Annotated in this window: 13 protein-coding genes; all 13 read left to right on the top strand. The window is 68.0% G+C overall.

Annotation, left to right across the window (positions count from 1 at the left end; all coding sequences use genetic code 11):
- Window positions 1-708: a hypothetical protein gene (locus FAZ97_RS31230; protein WP_158762650.1), complete on the top strand. Its 708-nt coding sequence runs from the start codon at window positions 1-3 to the stop codon at window positions 706-708.
- Window positions 705-1436 (top strand): hypothetical protein, encoded by a 732-nt coding sequence (locus tag FAZ97_RS31225; protein WP_158762649.1) that lies wholly within the window; start codon window positions 705-707, stop codon window positions 1434-1436. The genes FAZ97_RS31230 and FAZ97_RS31225 overlap by 4 nt, the downstream gene beginning before the upstream one ends.
- Window positions 1433-2743 (top strand): DUF4255 domain-containing protein, encoded by a 1311-nt coding sequence (locus FAZ97_RS31220; RefSeq protein ID WP_158762648.1) that lies wholly within the window; start codon window positions 1433-1435, stop codon window positions 2741-2743. The genes FAZ97_RS31225 and FAZ97_RS31220 overlap by 4 nt, the downstream gene beginning before the upstream one ends.
- On the top strand, window positions 2740-4746 hold the full coding sequence (locus FAZ97_RS31215) for an ATP-binding protein (protein ID WP_158762647.1): 2007 nt from the start codon (window positions 2740-2742) through the stop codon (window positions 4744-4746). Before FAZ97_RS31220 ends, FAZ97_RS31215 begins: the two co-directional genes overlap by 4 nt.
- Window positions 4743-5057 carry a hypothetical protein gene (locus FAZ97_RS31210; protein ID WP_158762646.1) on the top strand — a complete coding sequence of 105 codons (315 nt, stop codon included), beginning with the start codon at window positions 4743-4745 and terminating at the stop codon, window positions 5055-5057. Before FAZ97_RS31215 ends, FAZ97_RS31210 begins: the two co-directional genes overlap by 4 nt.
- Window positions 5054-8485: an eCIS core domain-containing protein gene (locus FAZ97_RS31205; RefSeq protein ID WP_158762645.1), complete on the top strand. Its 3432-nt coding sequence runs from the start codon at window positions 5054-5056 to the stop codon at window positions 8483-8485. Before FAZ97_RS31210 ends, FAZ97_RS31205 begins: the two co-directional genes overlap by 4 nt.
- Window positions 8486-8573: 88 nt before the next feature.
- On the top strand, window positions 8574-9242 hold the full coding sequence (locus FAZ97_RS31200) for a hypothetical protein (RefSeq protein ID WP_158762644.1): 669 nt from the start codon (window positions 8574-8576) through the stop codon (window positions 9240-9242).
- Window positions 9239-9607 carry a LysM domain-containing protein gene (locus tag FAZ97_RS31195; RefSeq protein WP_158762643.1) on the top strand — a complete coding sequence of 123 codons (369 nt, stop codon included), beginning with the start codon at window positions 9239-9241 and terminating at the stop codon, window positions 9605-9607. The genes FAZ97_RS31200 and FAZ97_RS31195 overlap by 4 nt, the downstream gene beginning before the upstream one ends.
- Window positions 9600-10745, top strand: coding sequence for a hypothetical protein (locus FAZ97_RS31190; RefSeq protein WP_158762642.1), 1146 nt, complete (start codon window positions 9600-9602; stop codon window positions 10743-10745). The genes FAZ97_RS31195 and FAZ97_RS31190 overlap by 8 nt, the downstream gene beginning before the upstream one ends.
- Window positions 10742-11299, top strand: coding sequence for a phage baseplate assembly protein V (locus FAZ97_RS31185; protein ID WP_158762641.1), 558 nt, complete (start codon window positions 10742-10744; stop codon window positions 11297-11299). Before FAZ97_RS31190 ends, FAZ97_RS31185 begins: the two co-directional genes overlap by 4 nt.
- Window positions 11300-11339: 40 nt before the next feature.
- Entirely contained in the window at window positions 11340-11660 is a 321-nt protein-coding gene (locus FAZ97_RS31180; RefSeq protein ID WP_158762640.1) for a hypothetical protein, read from the top strand.
- A gap of 16 nt (window positions 11661-11676) precedes the next feature.
- The gene (locus tag FAZ97_RS31175; RefSeq protein WP_158762639.1) at window positions 11677-12036 is read left to right on the top strand and encodes a GPW/gp25 family protein; all 360 of its coding nucleotides are present in this window, start codon (window positions 11677-11679) and stop codon (window positions 12034-12036) included.
- Window positions 12033-15311 (top strand): putative baseplate assembly protein, encoded by a 3279-nt coding sequence (locus FAZ97_RS31170; RefSeq protein ID WP_158762638.1) that lies wholly within the window; start codon window positions 12033-12035, stop codon window positions 15309-15311. The genes FAZ97_RS31175 and FAZ97_RS31170 overlap by 4 nt, the downstream gene beginning before the upstream one ends.

Raw genomic sequence — 15311 nt, 5'->3', positions numbered from 1 at the left:
ATGCGCACCCTTAGCCAGGCCGAGCTGCTCGATCTGTGGGAGCGCGGGCACGCGCTGCATCCCATCGACCGAGGGCTGCTCGCGATCCATGCCGCGTTTCCCGAGACCCAGGGCGAGAGCGTGGCCGACTGGCCGCTGGGCCAGCGCAATCGCGCGCTGGCGCAGTGGCGCTGCGCCTCGTTCGGCGCGCGCCTGCGCGGCTGGACGGCGTGCCGGCAGTGCGCGCAGGCGCTCGAATTCGAACTGGATGCGCACGCCATCACGCAAACGCCGGTGGCCACGGGCGCCCAGGCGGTCGAGTCGGGCGGCGCCGCGTTTCGCCTGCCCACCAGCCGCGATCTCGCGCGCATCGCCGCGATCGACGATGCGGATGAAGCCGCGCGGCGGCTCGTCGAGCAATGCTGGCTGGACGAGGCCGGGACGCCGGGCGCATGGAGCGACGCCCAGGTGGAGGCGATTGGCGAGGCACTGGCGCGCGCCGATCCGCTGGCCGAAATCGTGCTCGACTTCGACTGCCCCGCATGCGGCGAGTCCTTTCAGGAAAGCCTCGACCTGCCCGCCTTTGTCTGGGCGGAAATGGAAGCACAGGCGAGGCGATTGCTCTGGGAGATTCATACGCTCGCGAGCGCGTATGGATGGAGCGAGGCCGCTATCCTCGCGCTTAACGCGTCGCGGCGGGCCCGCTATCTCGAGATGGTGCGCACATGAAGGGGTATTTGCAGCGTCTCGCGGCGAGCGTCGCGCGGCCCGCGCCAGCCCTGCACCCGCTGGTCGGGTCGTTGTTCGGCGCGACGCCGCCTGGCGCCTTTGCGGGCGACGGCGCGCGCGACGAGGGGGAGACCACGGCCGCAGCGAGCGCGCCATCGCCGGTGGCGCCAATGCAGCGGTTCGCACCGCTACGCTCGGGGCCTGTGGCCGAGCTCCCATTCGACGGCAGTCCGAACGAATCGCTGCTGGCGCCCGCGCCGGCTCGTGCGGACCTTGGTGATGAGCCGGCGCCTGTCGTGCCACCGACCGCCTTCGTACGGCCCGACTCGGCGTTAGCCGACACACAGGGTCCGCGCGGGGCGCCCGCTCAATCCGTGGAGCCGACCGTACTGCTTGCGGCGCCGGAAACGCCTGAGCCGGCACGGCTTGTCCCCGCGTGGCAGTCGCACGAGCCGCAACCGGCACCCGCTCGCATGAGCGAATTGCGAACGGCACCGGTCGCCGCGCCACCGGCAAAGCCCCCGCATGAACCGTTGCGCCGCGCCGCGCCCGCTGCTGGCGCGCTACACCGCTCGAGCGCCGCCGCGCCACCGGAGATCCAGATCCACATCGGCCGCGTCGAGGTCGTGGCGACGGCGCCTGCCCCGGTTCGCCCAGCCGGGCCGCCCGCGCGCCGCGCGACGAGTCTCGACGACTATCTGAAGCGGCACAACGGAGGGTCGCGATGAGCAACGGGCTCGCCCTCTCCGGTGTCACTGCGGTGCTGCAGGACTTTCTGCGCAACGCCTACGCGCAACCGGACTCGCCGTTCGCCTCGATTCCGGTGACGGTGTCGTGCCTTGCGCCCGACCAGGTGCAGGCGAGCCAGAGCAGCAGCCAGGATCAGCAAGCGCAGGTGAACCTGTTCCTGCACCAGGTCACCCATAACGCGGCATGGCGCAATGTCGACCTGCCCTCCATGAGCGCCGACGGTCAGACACGCCTTTCCAGCCCGCCGCTCGCGCTCGATCTGCACTATCTGTTGACGGTGTACGGATCGCAATATTGGGAGTCCGAAGCGCTGCTCGGCTGTGCGCTTACGGTGCTGCACGAGAACCCGGTGCTGGTGCGCGCCGATATCGCCAAGGCGCTCGCGAGCATGGCGACGCCCACCCAGAGCCTCAACAGTCCGCTGTGGCAGGGCCTCCCGCACTGCGGGCTGGCCGACCAGATCGAGATGATCAAGATCACGCCCGCCACGCTCGGCCGCGAAGAGATGGCCTGGCTCTGGACCGCGCTGAAGGCCGACTACCGGCTCACGTTTCCGTTCCAGGCCTCGGTCGTGCTGATCGAGCCGGCGCTGCCCGCCAGCCCAGCCCTGCCGGTGCTGCACCGCCGGCTGCACGTGGACCCGGCGCAGGCCGCGCAACTCCTCGCCGTCACGCCGCCGCACGGTCAGCTCACGGCGCTCTCGACCGACAAGGTCGACGTGACCGGCGAGTTCCTGAGCGCGATTACGACTGTCCTGCTCTCGAATCCGCGTTACGGCATTGCGTACAGCGTGCCCGCGGCGAATGTCACGGCCACGTCATTCTCGTTCGTGCCCGATGCGGGCGTGACGCAGCCTGCCGGCGTCTACACGCTGAGCGCGCAGGCGGTGGATGCGAAAGGGAATGTCTCGCATACCACCAATACGCTGCCGCTCGCGCTCGCGCCGACTTTCGCAACGCAGAACGCCACGGTGGTGCCGGGCCCCACCGCGGCCACCTTGCGCGTGACAGTGAGCTTCAAGCCGCCCGCTTCGCCTGGGCAGAGCGTCTCGCTTGCGCTCACCTCGCTGCCGAACACGGCCAATCCCCCTTTCAACATTGCGGTGGAGCCCGATCCGAAAACGTTCCTCGCCACCTCGGGCACGGTCGACTTCCTGTTCCCGTCCAGCCTGCCGAACGCCGCGCCGCTGCTCGGCCGCCTCGTGGTCGACGGTGTGTCGAGCCTCGTGCAGATCGACACGAGCGTGCACCCGCCAGCCTTTGTCGGACCGATGGTGACGGTATGAGCGGCCCCACTCCATTCGCATCGTCCGCAGCACGCTCATGCGCGTCCTGGGAGGAGCGCAATCAGGCGTATCTCGTGGGCGAGTTCGCCGCGCTGCGCAAGCGCTTCGCCGACGCCTCACCGGACTATGCGGACGCAGCCGCCAGCCTGTCGATCGAACCGTCCGCGCCGCTCGACCCGCCCGCCGCCATCGACACGCTCGCGCAGCGCTGCGCGCTGAGTCCCTTCGAGCGCGCGCTGTTGCTGCTCTGCGCAGGCGTGGAAATGGACTCGACGCTTGCTGCGCTGTGCGAGCGGGCCTCGGGCCAGCCCGAACGCCGCGCCGTGACCTTCGCGCTCGCGCTGGCCGTGCTCGACGAGCCGCACTGGAGCGCGCTTGCTCCCTCGCGGCCGCTGCGGCGCCTGCGCTTGATCGAGATGGAACCCGGCTATGGCGTGACGCGAGCGCCGCTGCGTATCGACGAGCGCGTGCTGCACTATCTCGCGGGCGTGAACCAGATCGACGAACGGTTGCGAGCGGTACTCCATCGCAAGACCGCGCCTGCCTGGGTTGCCGGCGAACATGCGCAGATCGTGCGCGAAACGGCGTGTCCGCTGCCCGGCGACGAGGCGGCACGCGCGCTGCATCTATGGGGCGATGATCCAGCGGGCCAGGAGGACGTGGCGGCCGTGCTCGCGCACGAAGCGGGCGTGGCGCTGTACGTGCTGCGCCACGAAGACACGCCGCCGCCGGGCGACGAAACGGAGCAGTTCGTGCGTCTGTGGACGCGCGAGTCGTTGCTGCAGCCCGCCGTTCTCCTGCTGCAGTGGAGCGACGAGCCCCCCGGCCCCGCGGCGCGCCAACTGTCGGCCGGCCTGCCGCCGGCGCTCGTGATCGCGAGCCGGGAGCCGCTGCGGCTCGCGCGCGCGTTCGAGCATGTCGAAGTCAATAAGCCCGGCCCCACGAGCCAGCGGCAGATCTGGGAGGCCGCGCTCGGTCCTCGCGCAACGCAAGTGGACGGCATCCTCGACGACGTCGCGCAGCAGTTCCGGCTGAGCGCCGAAGGCATCGTCGCGATTGGCGCGGCGACCATCGGAGCGTTCGATGCCGCGCCCGCCGCCCATGGCGACGAAGGCGAAAACGCCGAGCCCGGCGACCCTGCGCAACTTCGCGCGAAGATCTGGGACGCTTGCCGCGCGCTCGCCCGCCCGAGCCTGGAGGGCCTCGCCGAACGCATCCAGCCGCGCGCCGGCTGGGACGACCTCGTGCTGCCGGATCTGCAGCGCGAGATGCTGCACGAGCTCGCCATGCAGTCGCGCCATCGCATGACGGTCTATGAGACCTGGGGGTTCGCCGCGAAGGGGCGGCGCGGCCTCGGCCTCTCCGCGCTCTTCTCGGGGCCGAGCGGAACGGGCAAGACGCTCGCCGCCGAGGTGCTCGCGAACGAGCTTGCGCTCGATCTCTACCGAATCGACCTTTCTTCGGTGGTGAGCAAGTACATCGGCGAGACGGAGAAGAACCTCAAGCGCGCGTTCGACGCCGCGGAAAGCGGCGGTGTCGTGCTGCTTTTCGACGAAGCGGACGCGCTCTTCGGCAAGCGCTCCGAAGTCAGGGACAGCCACGACCGCTACGCGAATATCGAAGTGGGCTATCTGCTCCAGCGCATGGAGAGTTTCCAGGGCCTCGCGATCCTCACGACCAACCTGAAGACATCGATCGACAAGGCATTCCAGCGGCGCCTGCGTTTCATGATCGACTTTCCGTATCCCGATGCGGCGCAGCGCGAGGCCATCTGGTCGCGCATCTTCCCGGCGGGCACCCCCACCCGCGGCCTGCAGCCAGGCCGCCTCGCCAACCTGAATATGGCGGGCGGCAACATCCGCAATATCGCGCTGAACGCCGCATTTCTCGCGGCCAGCAGCGGCGAGCCGGTGGGTATGGCGCACGTGCTGCGCGCCACGCGCATGGAAGCCGCGAAGATCGACCGGCCGCTCGCCGCCGTGGAAACGAGGGGATGGGTATGAGCCGCATCATCGTGACGATCGATCGCGTGACGCTGCATGGACTCGACCCCGCCGAGCGCGATGCGCTGGTCGCGGCGCTGCGCCGCGAACTCGCGCGCGTGCTGGCCGATCCGGCGAGCGGACTCGCGCACATGCCAAGCGGCCCGTTCACGCTCGCCGTGTCGCGGCATGCGCCGGTGCTGCGGCTCGGCCCGCTGACGCGCGAGCCGGGTCCCGCCGGCGCGCGCAGGCTGGGCGCGCGCATCGCGCGCGGGATCGGCGACAGCGTGAGCAAGCGCGGCGCGCGAACCGGCAAAGGGGGGCGATCGTGAGCAGCGCCGCGTTCGCGCTCGATACCGATACGGCCGCGTCGTCGCGCTCGCGCGCGCAAACGAGCGGCCTGCGCGTGAGCAAGCCCGGCGACGCTCTCGAAGCCGAAGCGGACCGCGTAGCCGAACGTGTGATGAACGGCACGCGCCTGCCCGAGTGGTCGCTGGCGGCATCGGGCTTCGGCACGATCCAGCGGCAGCCGGTGACCGGCGCAGCGGAGCCGCCTGCCCCTAAGGCGGCGCACGGCGCGGATATCCTCGGCACGCTCGCGCAGGCGTTTCTCGAAACCGCGACCGGCCGGCGCATCGTGCAAATGCTCAAGGACGATCCCGCCGTCAAGGCCACACAGGATTTCGTCTCGACACCCGGCGGCATTGTCGTGACGGGCGCGGCCGCGCTCGGCGCGGTCACGGCGCTCGCCGCCGCGCACAAGCCGCTCCCCGTGGGCATACCGGACATACCGCTGGACCGGGTGCATCCGGGCCTCTCGCTGCACGTGAGCGTCGAGGGGCCGCTCAATCACCCCACGTCGGCGATGCTCACCCTGAGCTTCCACGGCAAAGCGAGCGCGAAGCACGGCGGCAGCACGGCCGCCGCGCACGCGCCGACCTCGCCAGCCGCGCACCCCGGCGGCGCAGCGCAAAAGCCCGACGCGCTGAGCGACGCGGTGAATGCATGGACGATGCGGCGGCTCATGGCGATCGGCCGTCCCGACAAAGGCGGCGCCCCGCAGACCGGGCACGCCGCGCAGCCGGGCAGCGGCGCCGCAACGGCGACGCCCGCACTGCGTCTGCCCGCCTTTGAGTCGCCGCTCAAGCCGAAGCCGCCCACGCTGCTCGACAAGACGCTGGAACTCAAGCCGATTGCGGCGCCGTCCGGGGCGCAGGCGCTCACGCACGCCACCGACGCCGAAACGAAGAAACGCGAAGATCTGCCCGTACAGCGCAAGGCCGAGCGCGCGGTCGAAACCGAAGCCGACTTCTCGCAGGTCGTGCTCGCGCTCAACTCGCCAAGCCGCCCGCTCGATCGCGAGACGCGCCGCTTCATGGAAAGCCGCATCGGGTTCGACTTCGCCCGCGTGCGCGTGCATACCGACGCGCGCGCCGCCGCGTCCGCCAAAACGCTGGGCGCGAAGGCCTACACCGTGGGCGACGACGTGGTGTTCGCACAAGGGCGTTATGCGCCGGCATCGACTGAAGGGCGGCGCCTGCTCGCCCACGAGCTGGCCCACGTCGTCCAGCAAAGCGGCCCGCAGCGCCGGCACCAGCGGCTCATGCACGCGGCGCCGCGCCAGGTTCAGCGCTCCTGGGATATCAGTCTGCCCAGCCTGAAAGAGTGGGTCGCCTCCAAGGTGCGCACGCAGCCGGTCTATCCGCTGATCTGCTTCGTGCTCGGCAAGGACCCGATAAGCGGCGCGCCGTTCAACCGCACGGCGCAGAGCCTCGTGGAAGCCATTCTCAAGCTCGTTCCGCAAGGGCAGCAGGTCCTCGATCGGCTCAAGGAGGTCGTCGCGGCCTTCCAGCGCGCGTACGACTGGCTGACCGCCGAGTTCGAGCAACTGAAGCTCAACGAAGACTATTTTCTCGACGTGTTCAAGCGCGCCAAGGACGCCTTCCTGAGTGGCTCGTTCGGCGATGCCGAGCAGATCCTGCGCGAGCCGTTCGACAAACTGGTGCTGCTGGCCTCGCGGGCGATCCACAAGGCGATGGAATGCGTCGTGGAGGCCGCGCTGGAAACCATCGGCGCGAGCGGCATCATCGAGGTATTCCGCAAGGGCCGGGATACCATCAAGCTGATCCTCGCGGACCCGGGTGCCTTCATCGGCCACCTGATCGACGCCGTGAAGGCGGGCGTGGGGCAGTTCGGCAAGAACATCCTCGATCACCTCAAGGAAGGCCTCGTCCAGTGGCTGTTCGGGGAGATCAAGATCACGCTGCCGAAAACACTCAATCCGGCCGGCATCGTGAGCATGATCCTCAGCGTGCTGGGCCTCACCTACAGCAAGTTCAAGCAACGCCTGATCGAGGCGCTAGGCGAGCCCGCCGTGCAGTTCCTCGAAACGACCTTCGAGGTGGTGAAGGCCATCTACGTGAACGGTCTGGGCGCGGCGGCCGACCTGATCTTGAGCAAGGCGAAAGATCTGGCCGACTCGGTCATGAATGCGGTGCGCGATTGGGTCGTGACGAAACTGGTCGTCGCGGGCGTGGAGAAGGTAGCGGGCATGTTCACGCCGCTCACCGGGCTGATCAACGTCATCACGATTGTCTACAAGGTCGTCGACTTTTTCATCGAGAAGGCGAAGGCGCTCCAGGCGCTCGTTACCTCCGTCGTCGATTCGGTCTCCGAAGTGGCGAACGGCAACATCGAGAAAGCCGCCAATGCGATCGAACAGGCCATGGCCACGTCGATTCCGCTCGTGCTGCGTTTTCTCGCCGGCGTGCTGGGCCTCGGCAACGTGAGCGAGCAGGTGCGCAAGACGATCAAGAGCATCGAGGAGAAAGTCACCGGCGCGGTCAATAAGGTCTTCGACTTCATTATCGAAAAAGGCCGGGCGTTGTGGGAGCAAGGCAAAGGCGCGTTCACCTATGTGGTCGACTGGTGGAAGAAGCCCGTGCCCGTGACGGTGGGCGGCGAAGCGCACGAGCTGACCGTGGAAGGCGACGCGGGGCATCACGAAATCATGGTTCACAGCGACAAGTCTCCCCTGCGCCTGTTCCTCAAGGACGTGAACGCCAGCAAGCAGGAGACGGATGCGATTCTGGCGCTGGCGCAGCAGGTGAACTGGCGTCAGGGGCCGCGAGACAAGCTCAACCCCACGGAAGTCAAGGCGCAGGAAGCCCTCGCCGAACTGGCGAAGCGGCTCGGCAACCTGAAGTCCGTCAATGCGGCGCCCAAAGCGCCGAAGCCGGACTACTCCGGGACTCACCGCTTCGGCGGCGGCCTGAAAGTCGCCGCGTATCTGAGCGCGGACCACGAGGTGGGCTCCGAACCGGACCGCAGCCACGATCCGCCGATCTGGACCGACCTCGGCACCGAGTTGCTCGAGCGCAAGAGCTACGTCCGCGGACACCTGTTGAGCATGCGGCTCGGTGGCCAAGGCGTATGGAAGAACATGATGCCGATCACGAACAGCACCAACCAGGCCATGGAACGGCGCGTCGAACGCGATCTCAAGAAAGCGATCGGCACGGGCAAGCGCTACCTCCGTTACACCGTGCAAGCGCAATACGCCGATACGCCCGTCAAGCCAAAAAGCCCCGAAAGCGCGGAAGCGCGCCTCGTGAAGCTGAGCTGGACAGTCAAGCCCGCGAAATACGAAGACGGGAAATTCAAAGTGGATTCCGGGCCGCTGCTGGACGAAAAAGGTAAGCAAATGGACATCGACGCGAGCAATTCACTCGACCCCACGGCGGCCTCCCAGAGTGCTTGATCGCGTGAACGGCAGCAACAGGACCTCGCGCGCGTGCAACGCGAGACAAGCGCAGTCCAGATGAATCGAACGACGGAGAGACACGCTCATGCCCACCGCCACGCCGCTTGCCCCCCGCCTCGTCCAGGGCGGCATCGTCACGCTGGACCCGGACACATCGGTGGTCCAGAGCGTGATTGCGCTGCAGTACAACCCCGACTCGCTGTCTCGCACGCTGCAGATCCAGAGCACGCCGGGCACGCAGGACGGCGCGCGCGTGGACGCCCTGCGCCTGCGCGGCCCCGCGGTCGAGACCATCAAGCTCGACGCCGAGTTCGACGCCACCGACCAGCTTGAATATCCGCAGCAGTATCCGCTCGCCACGCAGTACGGCCTGCATCCGCAACTCGCGCAACTGGAAATGCTGATCAACCCGAGCGTGGAAACGCTGCTCGCCGACGACGCCATGGCGAACGCGGGCACGCTGGAAATCATCCCGCTCGAGCAGCCGCTCACGCTCTTCGTCTGGAGCCGCAGCCGCGTGCTGCCGGTGCGTCTCACGGAGTTCACGGTCACGGAGGAGGCCTTCGACGTCGCGCTCAATCCGATCCGCGCGAAGGTGAGCCTTAGCATGCGCGTGCTCAACATCGACGATCTCGGCTTCGCTCACCCCGGCGGCCGGCTCTTCATGTCCTATCTCACGCTCAAGGAGCAGTTCGCGTCGCAGGCCGCCATGCCCGCGCTCACGGTGCTCGGTCTCGGAGGACTGCCATCATGAGCTATCCGCTCCAGGCCATGACGCGGCTCGGCGTGGTGCCGCCCGTCACGTTCCCCACCGATAGCCGCTACTGCGGTTACGGCACGCTGCAATACACCGCGCCCGACGGCCAGTGCGTTGCGTATCTCGCGCGGCGCATCGTGCCGCAGCCTGGCGCGCCGAACTTCGCGACGATCAACCAGTACACCGTGCATCAGCAGGACCGGCTCGATCTCATTGCTGCGAAGTACCTCGGCGACCCGCTCCTGTTCTGGCTGATCTGCGACGCGAACGGCGCGATCGCGCCGCACGAACTGGTCGCCACGCCAGGCCGCGTGCTCGCCATCACCACGCCGCAAGGCGTGCCGGGAGCCAACAGTGCTTAAGAGCGTTCAGTTCTCCTTGTTGATGGGCCCGGTCGTGCCGGTGGCCGTGCCACGCCCCGTGCTCGACTCGCTCGCCTCCGTGGAGGTCAAGGTGGACGACACCGGCCCGAGCGGCTTCCAGCTCGTGTTCAGCATCGACAAGGAGTCGCCGCTGCAGATCCTGTTTCTGCTCACGGGGGGGCTGCCGCTGCTGTTCATGCGCTGCGTGCTGGTCGCCACCGTCAACGGCGGCGCGAGCGTGCTGATCGACGGCGTGGTCACCAACAACCAGATCTCGCCGGGCGACAAGGGCTCCAACTCCACGCTCACCATCACGGGCCGCGACCTCACGGCGATCATGGACCAGTCCAACCTGAGCGGCTTTCCGTTTCCGGCGTGCCCGCGCGAGGCGCGCGTGGCGCTGCTGCTCGCCAAGTACGCGTTCTATGGGCTCGTGCCGCTCATCATCCCTAGCGTGCTGGTGGATGTGTCGCTGCCGATCGACGCCATTCCGGGTCAGCAAGGCACGGACTTTCAGTACATCCGCACGATGGCCGAGGAAGTGGGCTACGTGTTCTATATCGAGCCCGGTCCGGCGGTGGGTTCGAGCCTCGCCTACTGGGGGCCGCAGATCAAGGTGGGCGCCGTCCAGCCCGCGCTCAGCGCGGACATGGACGCCTATACCAATGTCGAAAACCTCCATTTCACCTTCGACCAGGAAAAGAACAAGCTGCCGCTCGTGTACGCCTACATTCAGGAAACCGGCATCAGCATTCCACTGCCGATGCCGCCCATCACACCGCTCAATCCGCCGCTCGGCGCGATTCCTCCGCTGCCGACGAACCTCATCCCGCCCGACCTCAAACCCTTTCGCGACGACGCCTCGAAGCTGCCGCTGCCGCAGGCGATCATGCTCGGCCTCGCCGCGGCCGCGCGCAACGCCGAGGCCGTGACCTGCGAGGGCAGCCTCGACGTCACGCGCTACGGCGGCGTGCTGAGCGCGCGCAAGCTGGTTGGCGTGCGCGGTGCGGGTCCGGCCTTCGACGGACTGTATTACGTGAAGAGCGTCACGCATCACATCAAGCGCGGGGAGTACAAGCAGAATTTCACGCTCACCCGCAACGGCCTCGTCTCCACTGTCCAAACGGTGAATCCATGAGCACAGTCCCCACGGGCTCGTCCCAGGCGCCGACGCGCTACTACGGCAAGTATCGCGGTACGGTGCTCGTCAATATCGACCCGTTGCAGATCGGGCGCATCACGGCGCAGGTACCCGACGTCTGCGGCGAAACGCCCACAAGCTGGTGCATGCCTTGCCTGCCCGCCGCCGGCTCGCAGGCCGGCTGCTTTTTCGTGCCGCCCATCGGCTCGCAGGTGTGGATCGAGTTCGAGCAGGGCAACCCCGACTACCCCATCTGGACCGGCGGTTTCTGGGGCCTCGTCGCGGACGTGCCCGTCTTCGCGATCGCGCCGCCGCCGATCCCGCCCGGCCAGAACATCGTGCTGCAAACGAGCGGCCAGAACTCGGTCACGCTCAGCGACGGCGCACCCACGCCCGCCACCGGCGGCATCGTGCTGCGCGACGCGAGCGGCGCGATGATCGTCGTGAATTCGTCGGGCATCTACATCAGCAACGGCCAGGGCGCGACCATCACGCTCATCGGGCCCGCCGTCGCCATCAACGAAAGTGCGCTCACGGTGGTCGGCAGCTAAGCGCCTGGTTTCGCCAACCCTGCAACGTGGAGGCTTCGCCATGCCTGGACCGGTTCTTCATGTGGGTGCCGTCGTCACCTGCGCGCACGGCGGGCAGGCCACGCCCACCCAGCCGAGCGCCACGGTGTTCGTCTCGGGCATGCCGATCTCGACGATCGCCGCGCCTTACGCCGTGGCGGGCTGCGCGTTCGCGCCGCCCGCCGGCAACGGACCGTGCGTGACGGGACAGTGGGTCGTGGGCGCAACCCAGGTGTTCTCCAACGGCCAGCCCGTCGCGATCCTCTCGGGCACGTCGGTCTGCGCGCCTACCGGCACGCCCCTCTTGCCGGTTTCCGCGCAAACGCTCGTGATCGCCACCTAGCCCGCAAACCCACGCCATGAACGTCAACTTCCCGTACCAGTTCGATAGCCGCGGCCGCACGCTCGATCCGCTGGACGCGTACTTGTATCAACTGGTCGAGCAGGTGCTCTTCACCTCGCCGGGCGAGCGCGTGAACCTGCCGGACTTCGGCAGCGGCCTGCTGCAATTGCCGTTCGAACCGAACAGCGCGGAAATCGCGGCCGCAACCCAGTTCGCCGTACAGGGCGCCTTGCAGAAGTGGCTGTCGGGCTGCATCAAGGTGATCTCGGTCGCCGTCGTGGCGCAGGACGCGGTGCTCACGGTCACGGTCACCTATGCGCCGCTCGCCACAGGCGTCACCCAGGTGCAGACCTTCGTCTACGGAGGGAGCTCATGATCTACGCCTGCTGCGACGAGCACCGCAAGGCCGCGATCGCATCCAATCCCACGCTTAACGGGATCGACTACCTGGAGGTGCTCGATCACGCGGCCATTGCGCTCGGCAGTCCGCGCCAGCAGACACTCCTCGTGCATTGCCTGAAGCGCGCGCCCGCCACACTCGTCCCTTCGAACGTGCTGATCGAAGGCGGCGAGCGCGTCACCGGCATCACCGCCGCGTGGGTCGCGCCCGCGCTGCCCGCGCCGCCCGAAGCGAGCGCCGCCGAGGCCGCGTACTTCGGCTCGCTTGCCGACGCCGCGAACGTCCTCGTGATCCGCACGTCCGTAGCCGGCGATTTTTCGCCCTACACGCTGCGCCTCGTGAATAACGCCACACAGGCTTCCGGGGACGTCTTCGCGGTGACCGAAGTCCTCAAAGGCTTCGACCCGCAACTCGCGAGCGTGGCGTTCTCGTTCAAGGTGGAGTGCGGCCCGGACTTCGACTGCAAACCGCTCGAGCCGCCCTGCCCGCCCGACGCTCCCGCGCCGCCGCCGATCAACTATCTTGCGAAGGACTATGGTTCGTTCCGCACGGTCCTGCTCGACCGCCTCAACCAGCTCCTGCCTGCGTGGCAGGCCAGCACCGAAGCCGATATCGGCGTGGTGCTGGCCGAATTGCTGGCCTATGTCGGCGATCATTTCAGCTATCGTCAGGATGCCGTAACGACCGAGTCTTACCTGCTCACCGCGCGCAGCCGCATCTCGCTGCGACGCCATGCGCTGCTCGTCGACTACACGGTCAGCGAAGGCTGCAATGCGCGCGCGTGGATCTGCGTGCAGGTCGGCGTGCCGGTGTTTCTCGACCATCGCGCGACGCGCTTCTACACCGTCGCGCCCAACATGCCGCCCACGCTCTTGCCGGGCTCCGGCAACGAACAGGCGGCGCTTGACGCGGGCGTGGTGGCGTTCGAGCCGATGCAGGACGCGAACCTCCATCCCGAGCACAACGAGATGGCCTTCTACACCTGGGGCGACACGAACTGCTGCCTGCCCAAAGGGGCGACCACGGCGACGCTGCTCGGCACCTACCCGAACCTGCAGCCCGGCGACGTGCTCGTCTTCGAGGAGATCCTGGGGCCGCAAACGGGCAACGCCGCCGACGCCGACGTTCGCCACCGCTGCGCGGTGAGACTCACTCAAGTCGCGACTCAGGATGCACAGGGCGCGGCGCTCGTCGACCCGCTCTTCGAGCAAGGCACTGGCGCGCCGATTACCGGCCCGCTGCAACGGCCGACGCCCGTCACCGAAATCCGCTGGTCGGACGACGATGCGTTGCCATTCCCGGTCTGTCTCTCGTCGACCTTTCTCGACGATTCGGGGCAAAAGCAGACGTTGACCGGCGTGAGCCGGGTTTTGGGCAATGTCGTGCTGGCCGACCAGGGGCTCACGATGCCAGGCGAGGCACTACCCGACGTGCCCGAGCCGGCGCTGTACCACCCGCCCTCCGCCGCGCGGCATTGCACGCCGCAGGCCGGCGTGCCGTTTCCGGTACGCTATCGCCCCGCGCTGCGAGGCCGCCCGCTCACCCACGCGATCCCGCTGCCGGTGGCGGGCAGCCCGGTCACGCCCGGGCCGGTGCCGCTGCCGCCGAACGGCTACGTGAGCCTCGTGGATGCGAACGGGTTCGTCTGCCTCATGGTGAGCCCCGACGCGCCGGGCGACTGGCCTCAATATTTCGCGATCCTAACGGAAAGCAATGCATTGAATCCTGCGACTTTCGACTTGTCGGTCATCTTCGCGCCGCCCGGCGGACCCGTGGGCGTCAGTGCGCCTGTCGTGATCGAGCGCTTCGCAGGCCTGACGCTCACGGCAGGTGCGCCGAACAACGCGCTCAAGCAGATCGCGGCGCTTTCGCGCTTCATCGCCGTGGCGCCCGGATTCACGCCGCCGGCCGCGACGCCCTCCCCACTGCCGCTCGCGCAAACTCAACTATCCTCAAACGGCACGGTCGCGCTCAAAGACGCAGGCGGCGCGACGTTCCTCGTCGTCCAGCCCACGCCGCCGACGACGTGGCCGCCGATGTTCGGCGTGCTTGCGCAGGACGACATCTCGCAGCCGGACACGTTCAACCTCGTGCTCGTGTTTCAGCCCGCGTCGGGCGGCGTGGGCGTGCAGGTGCCGGTGGTGGTCGAGCAGTTCAACGGTGTCTCGCTTGCCAACGTCGCGACGACCTTCGGCGATGCCTCCGACCTGCTCTCCGTGCGCAGCTTCGAAGACGAACCGAATCCGGCACTTTCCGCGCGAGCGCTGATGCAGGACGACATCCGGGCAAGCGTGCCCGCCGTCCAGCTGGTCAGCACCTTCGAGGGCACGCAGAGCACGTGGACGCCCAGCCCCAATCTGCTCGGCAACGGTCCGGAGGACACCGTGTTCGTTGTCGAAACCGATACGGACGGCACAGCGCGCCTGCGCTTCGGCGACGGCACCAACGGCCGCGCCCCCGTGAGCCTGAGCACGTTCACCGCGTGCGGCCGCATCGGCAACGGCACGCCTGGCAACGTGGGCGCCGACACCATCGTCGGTTTGGCCGCCGACCCGCGTGTGATCGGCTGCCGCAACCCGCTGGCCGCAAGCGGCGGCGTCGACCCCGAGACCAACGACCAGATCCGCCGCCGCGCCCCGCAGGCGTTCATGACCCAGGAGCGCGCGATCACGATGACCGATTACGCCAACGTGACCGAAGCGAACACGCAGGTCGAGGACGCGGTGGCGGCACTGCGCTGGACGGGCAGCTGGTACACCGTCTTCATCACCGCCGAGCCGCAGTGCGCGGGCGTGCTCACACCTGCGCTGCGCCGCGCGCTGACGCGCTACGTGAACCGCTTCCGGCTGGCGGGCCAGGACCTGAAGATCGAGGGGCCGGACTACCTGTCGCTCGATATCTCGCTCACGATCTGCGTGGCGCCCGACTATTTTCAGCGCGACGTGCAAAAGGCGCTTCAGCTCGCACTGGGCAGCGGCAGCCTGCCCGACGGCCAGCCGGCTTTTTTTGCGCCCGGCAGGTTCGAGCTGGGGCAGCCCGTCTACTTGAGCCCGCTCTATGCGGCGGCGCGCGCGGTGGCGGGTGTGGCGAGCGTCACCGCCACCGTGTTCCAGCCACAGGGTGTGCGGACTTCGACATGGCTGCAACAAGGCGCCATTCCCGTGGGGCCGTTCCAGGTTGCGCGCATGGCGAACGATCCAAGCCTTCCCGATCACGGGCGTCTCACGCTCGTGATGCAGGGCGGAAAGTGA

Origin of the sequence: Paraburkholderia acidiphila (assembly GCF_009789655.1) — a bacterium.
Taxonomy (GTDB): Bacteria; Pseudomonadota; Gammaproteobacteria; order Burkholderiales; family Burkholderiaceae; genus Paraburkholderia; species Paraburkholderia acidiphila.
Note: the sequence above shows the minus strand (reverse complement) of the source record. Positions and strands in the feature narration are given on the sequence as shown.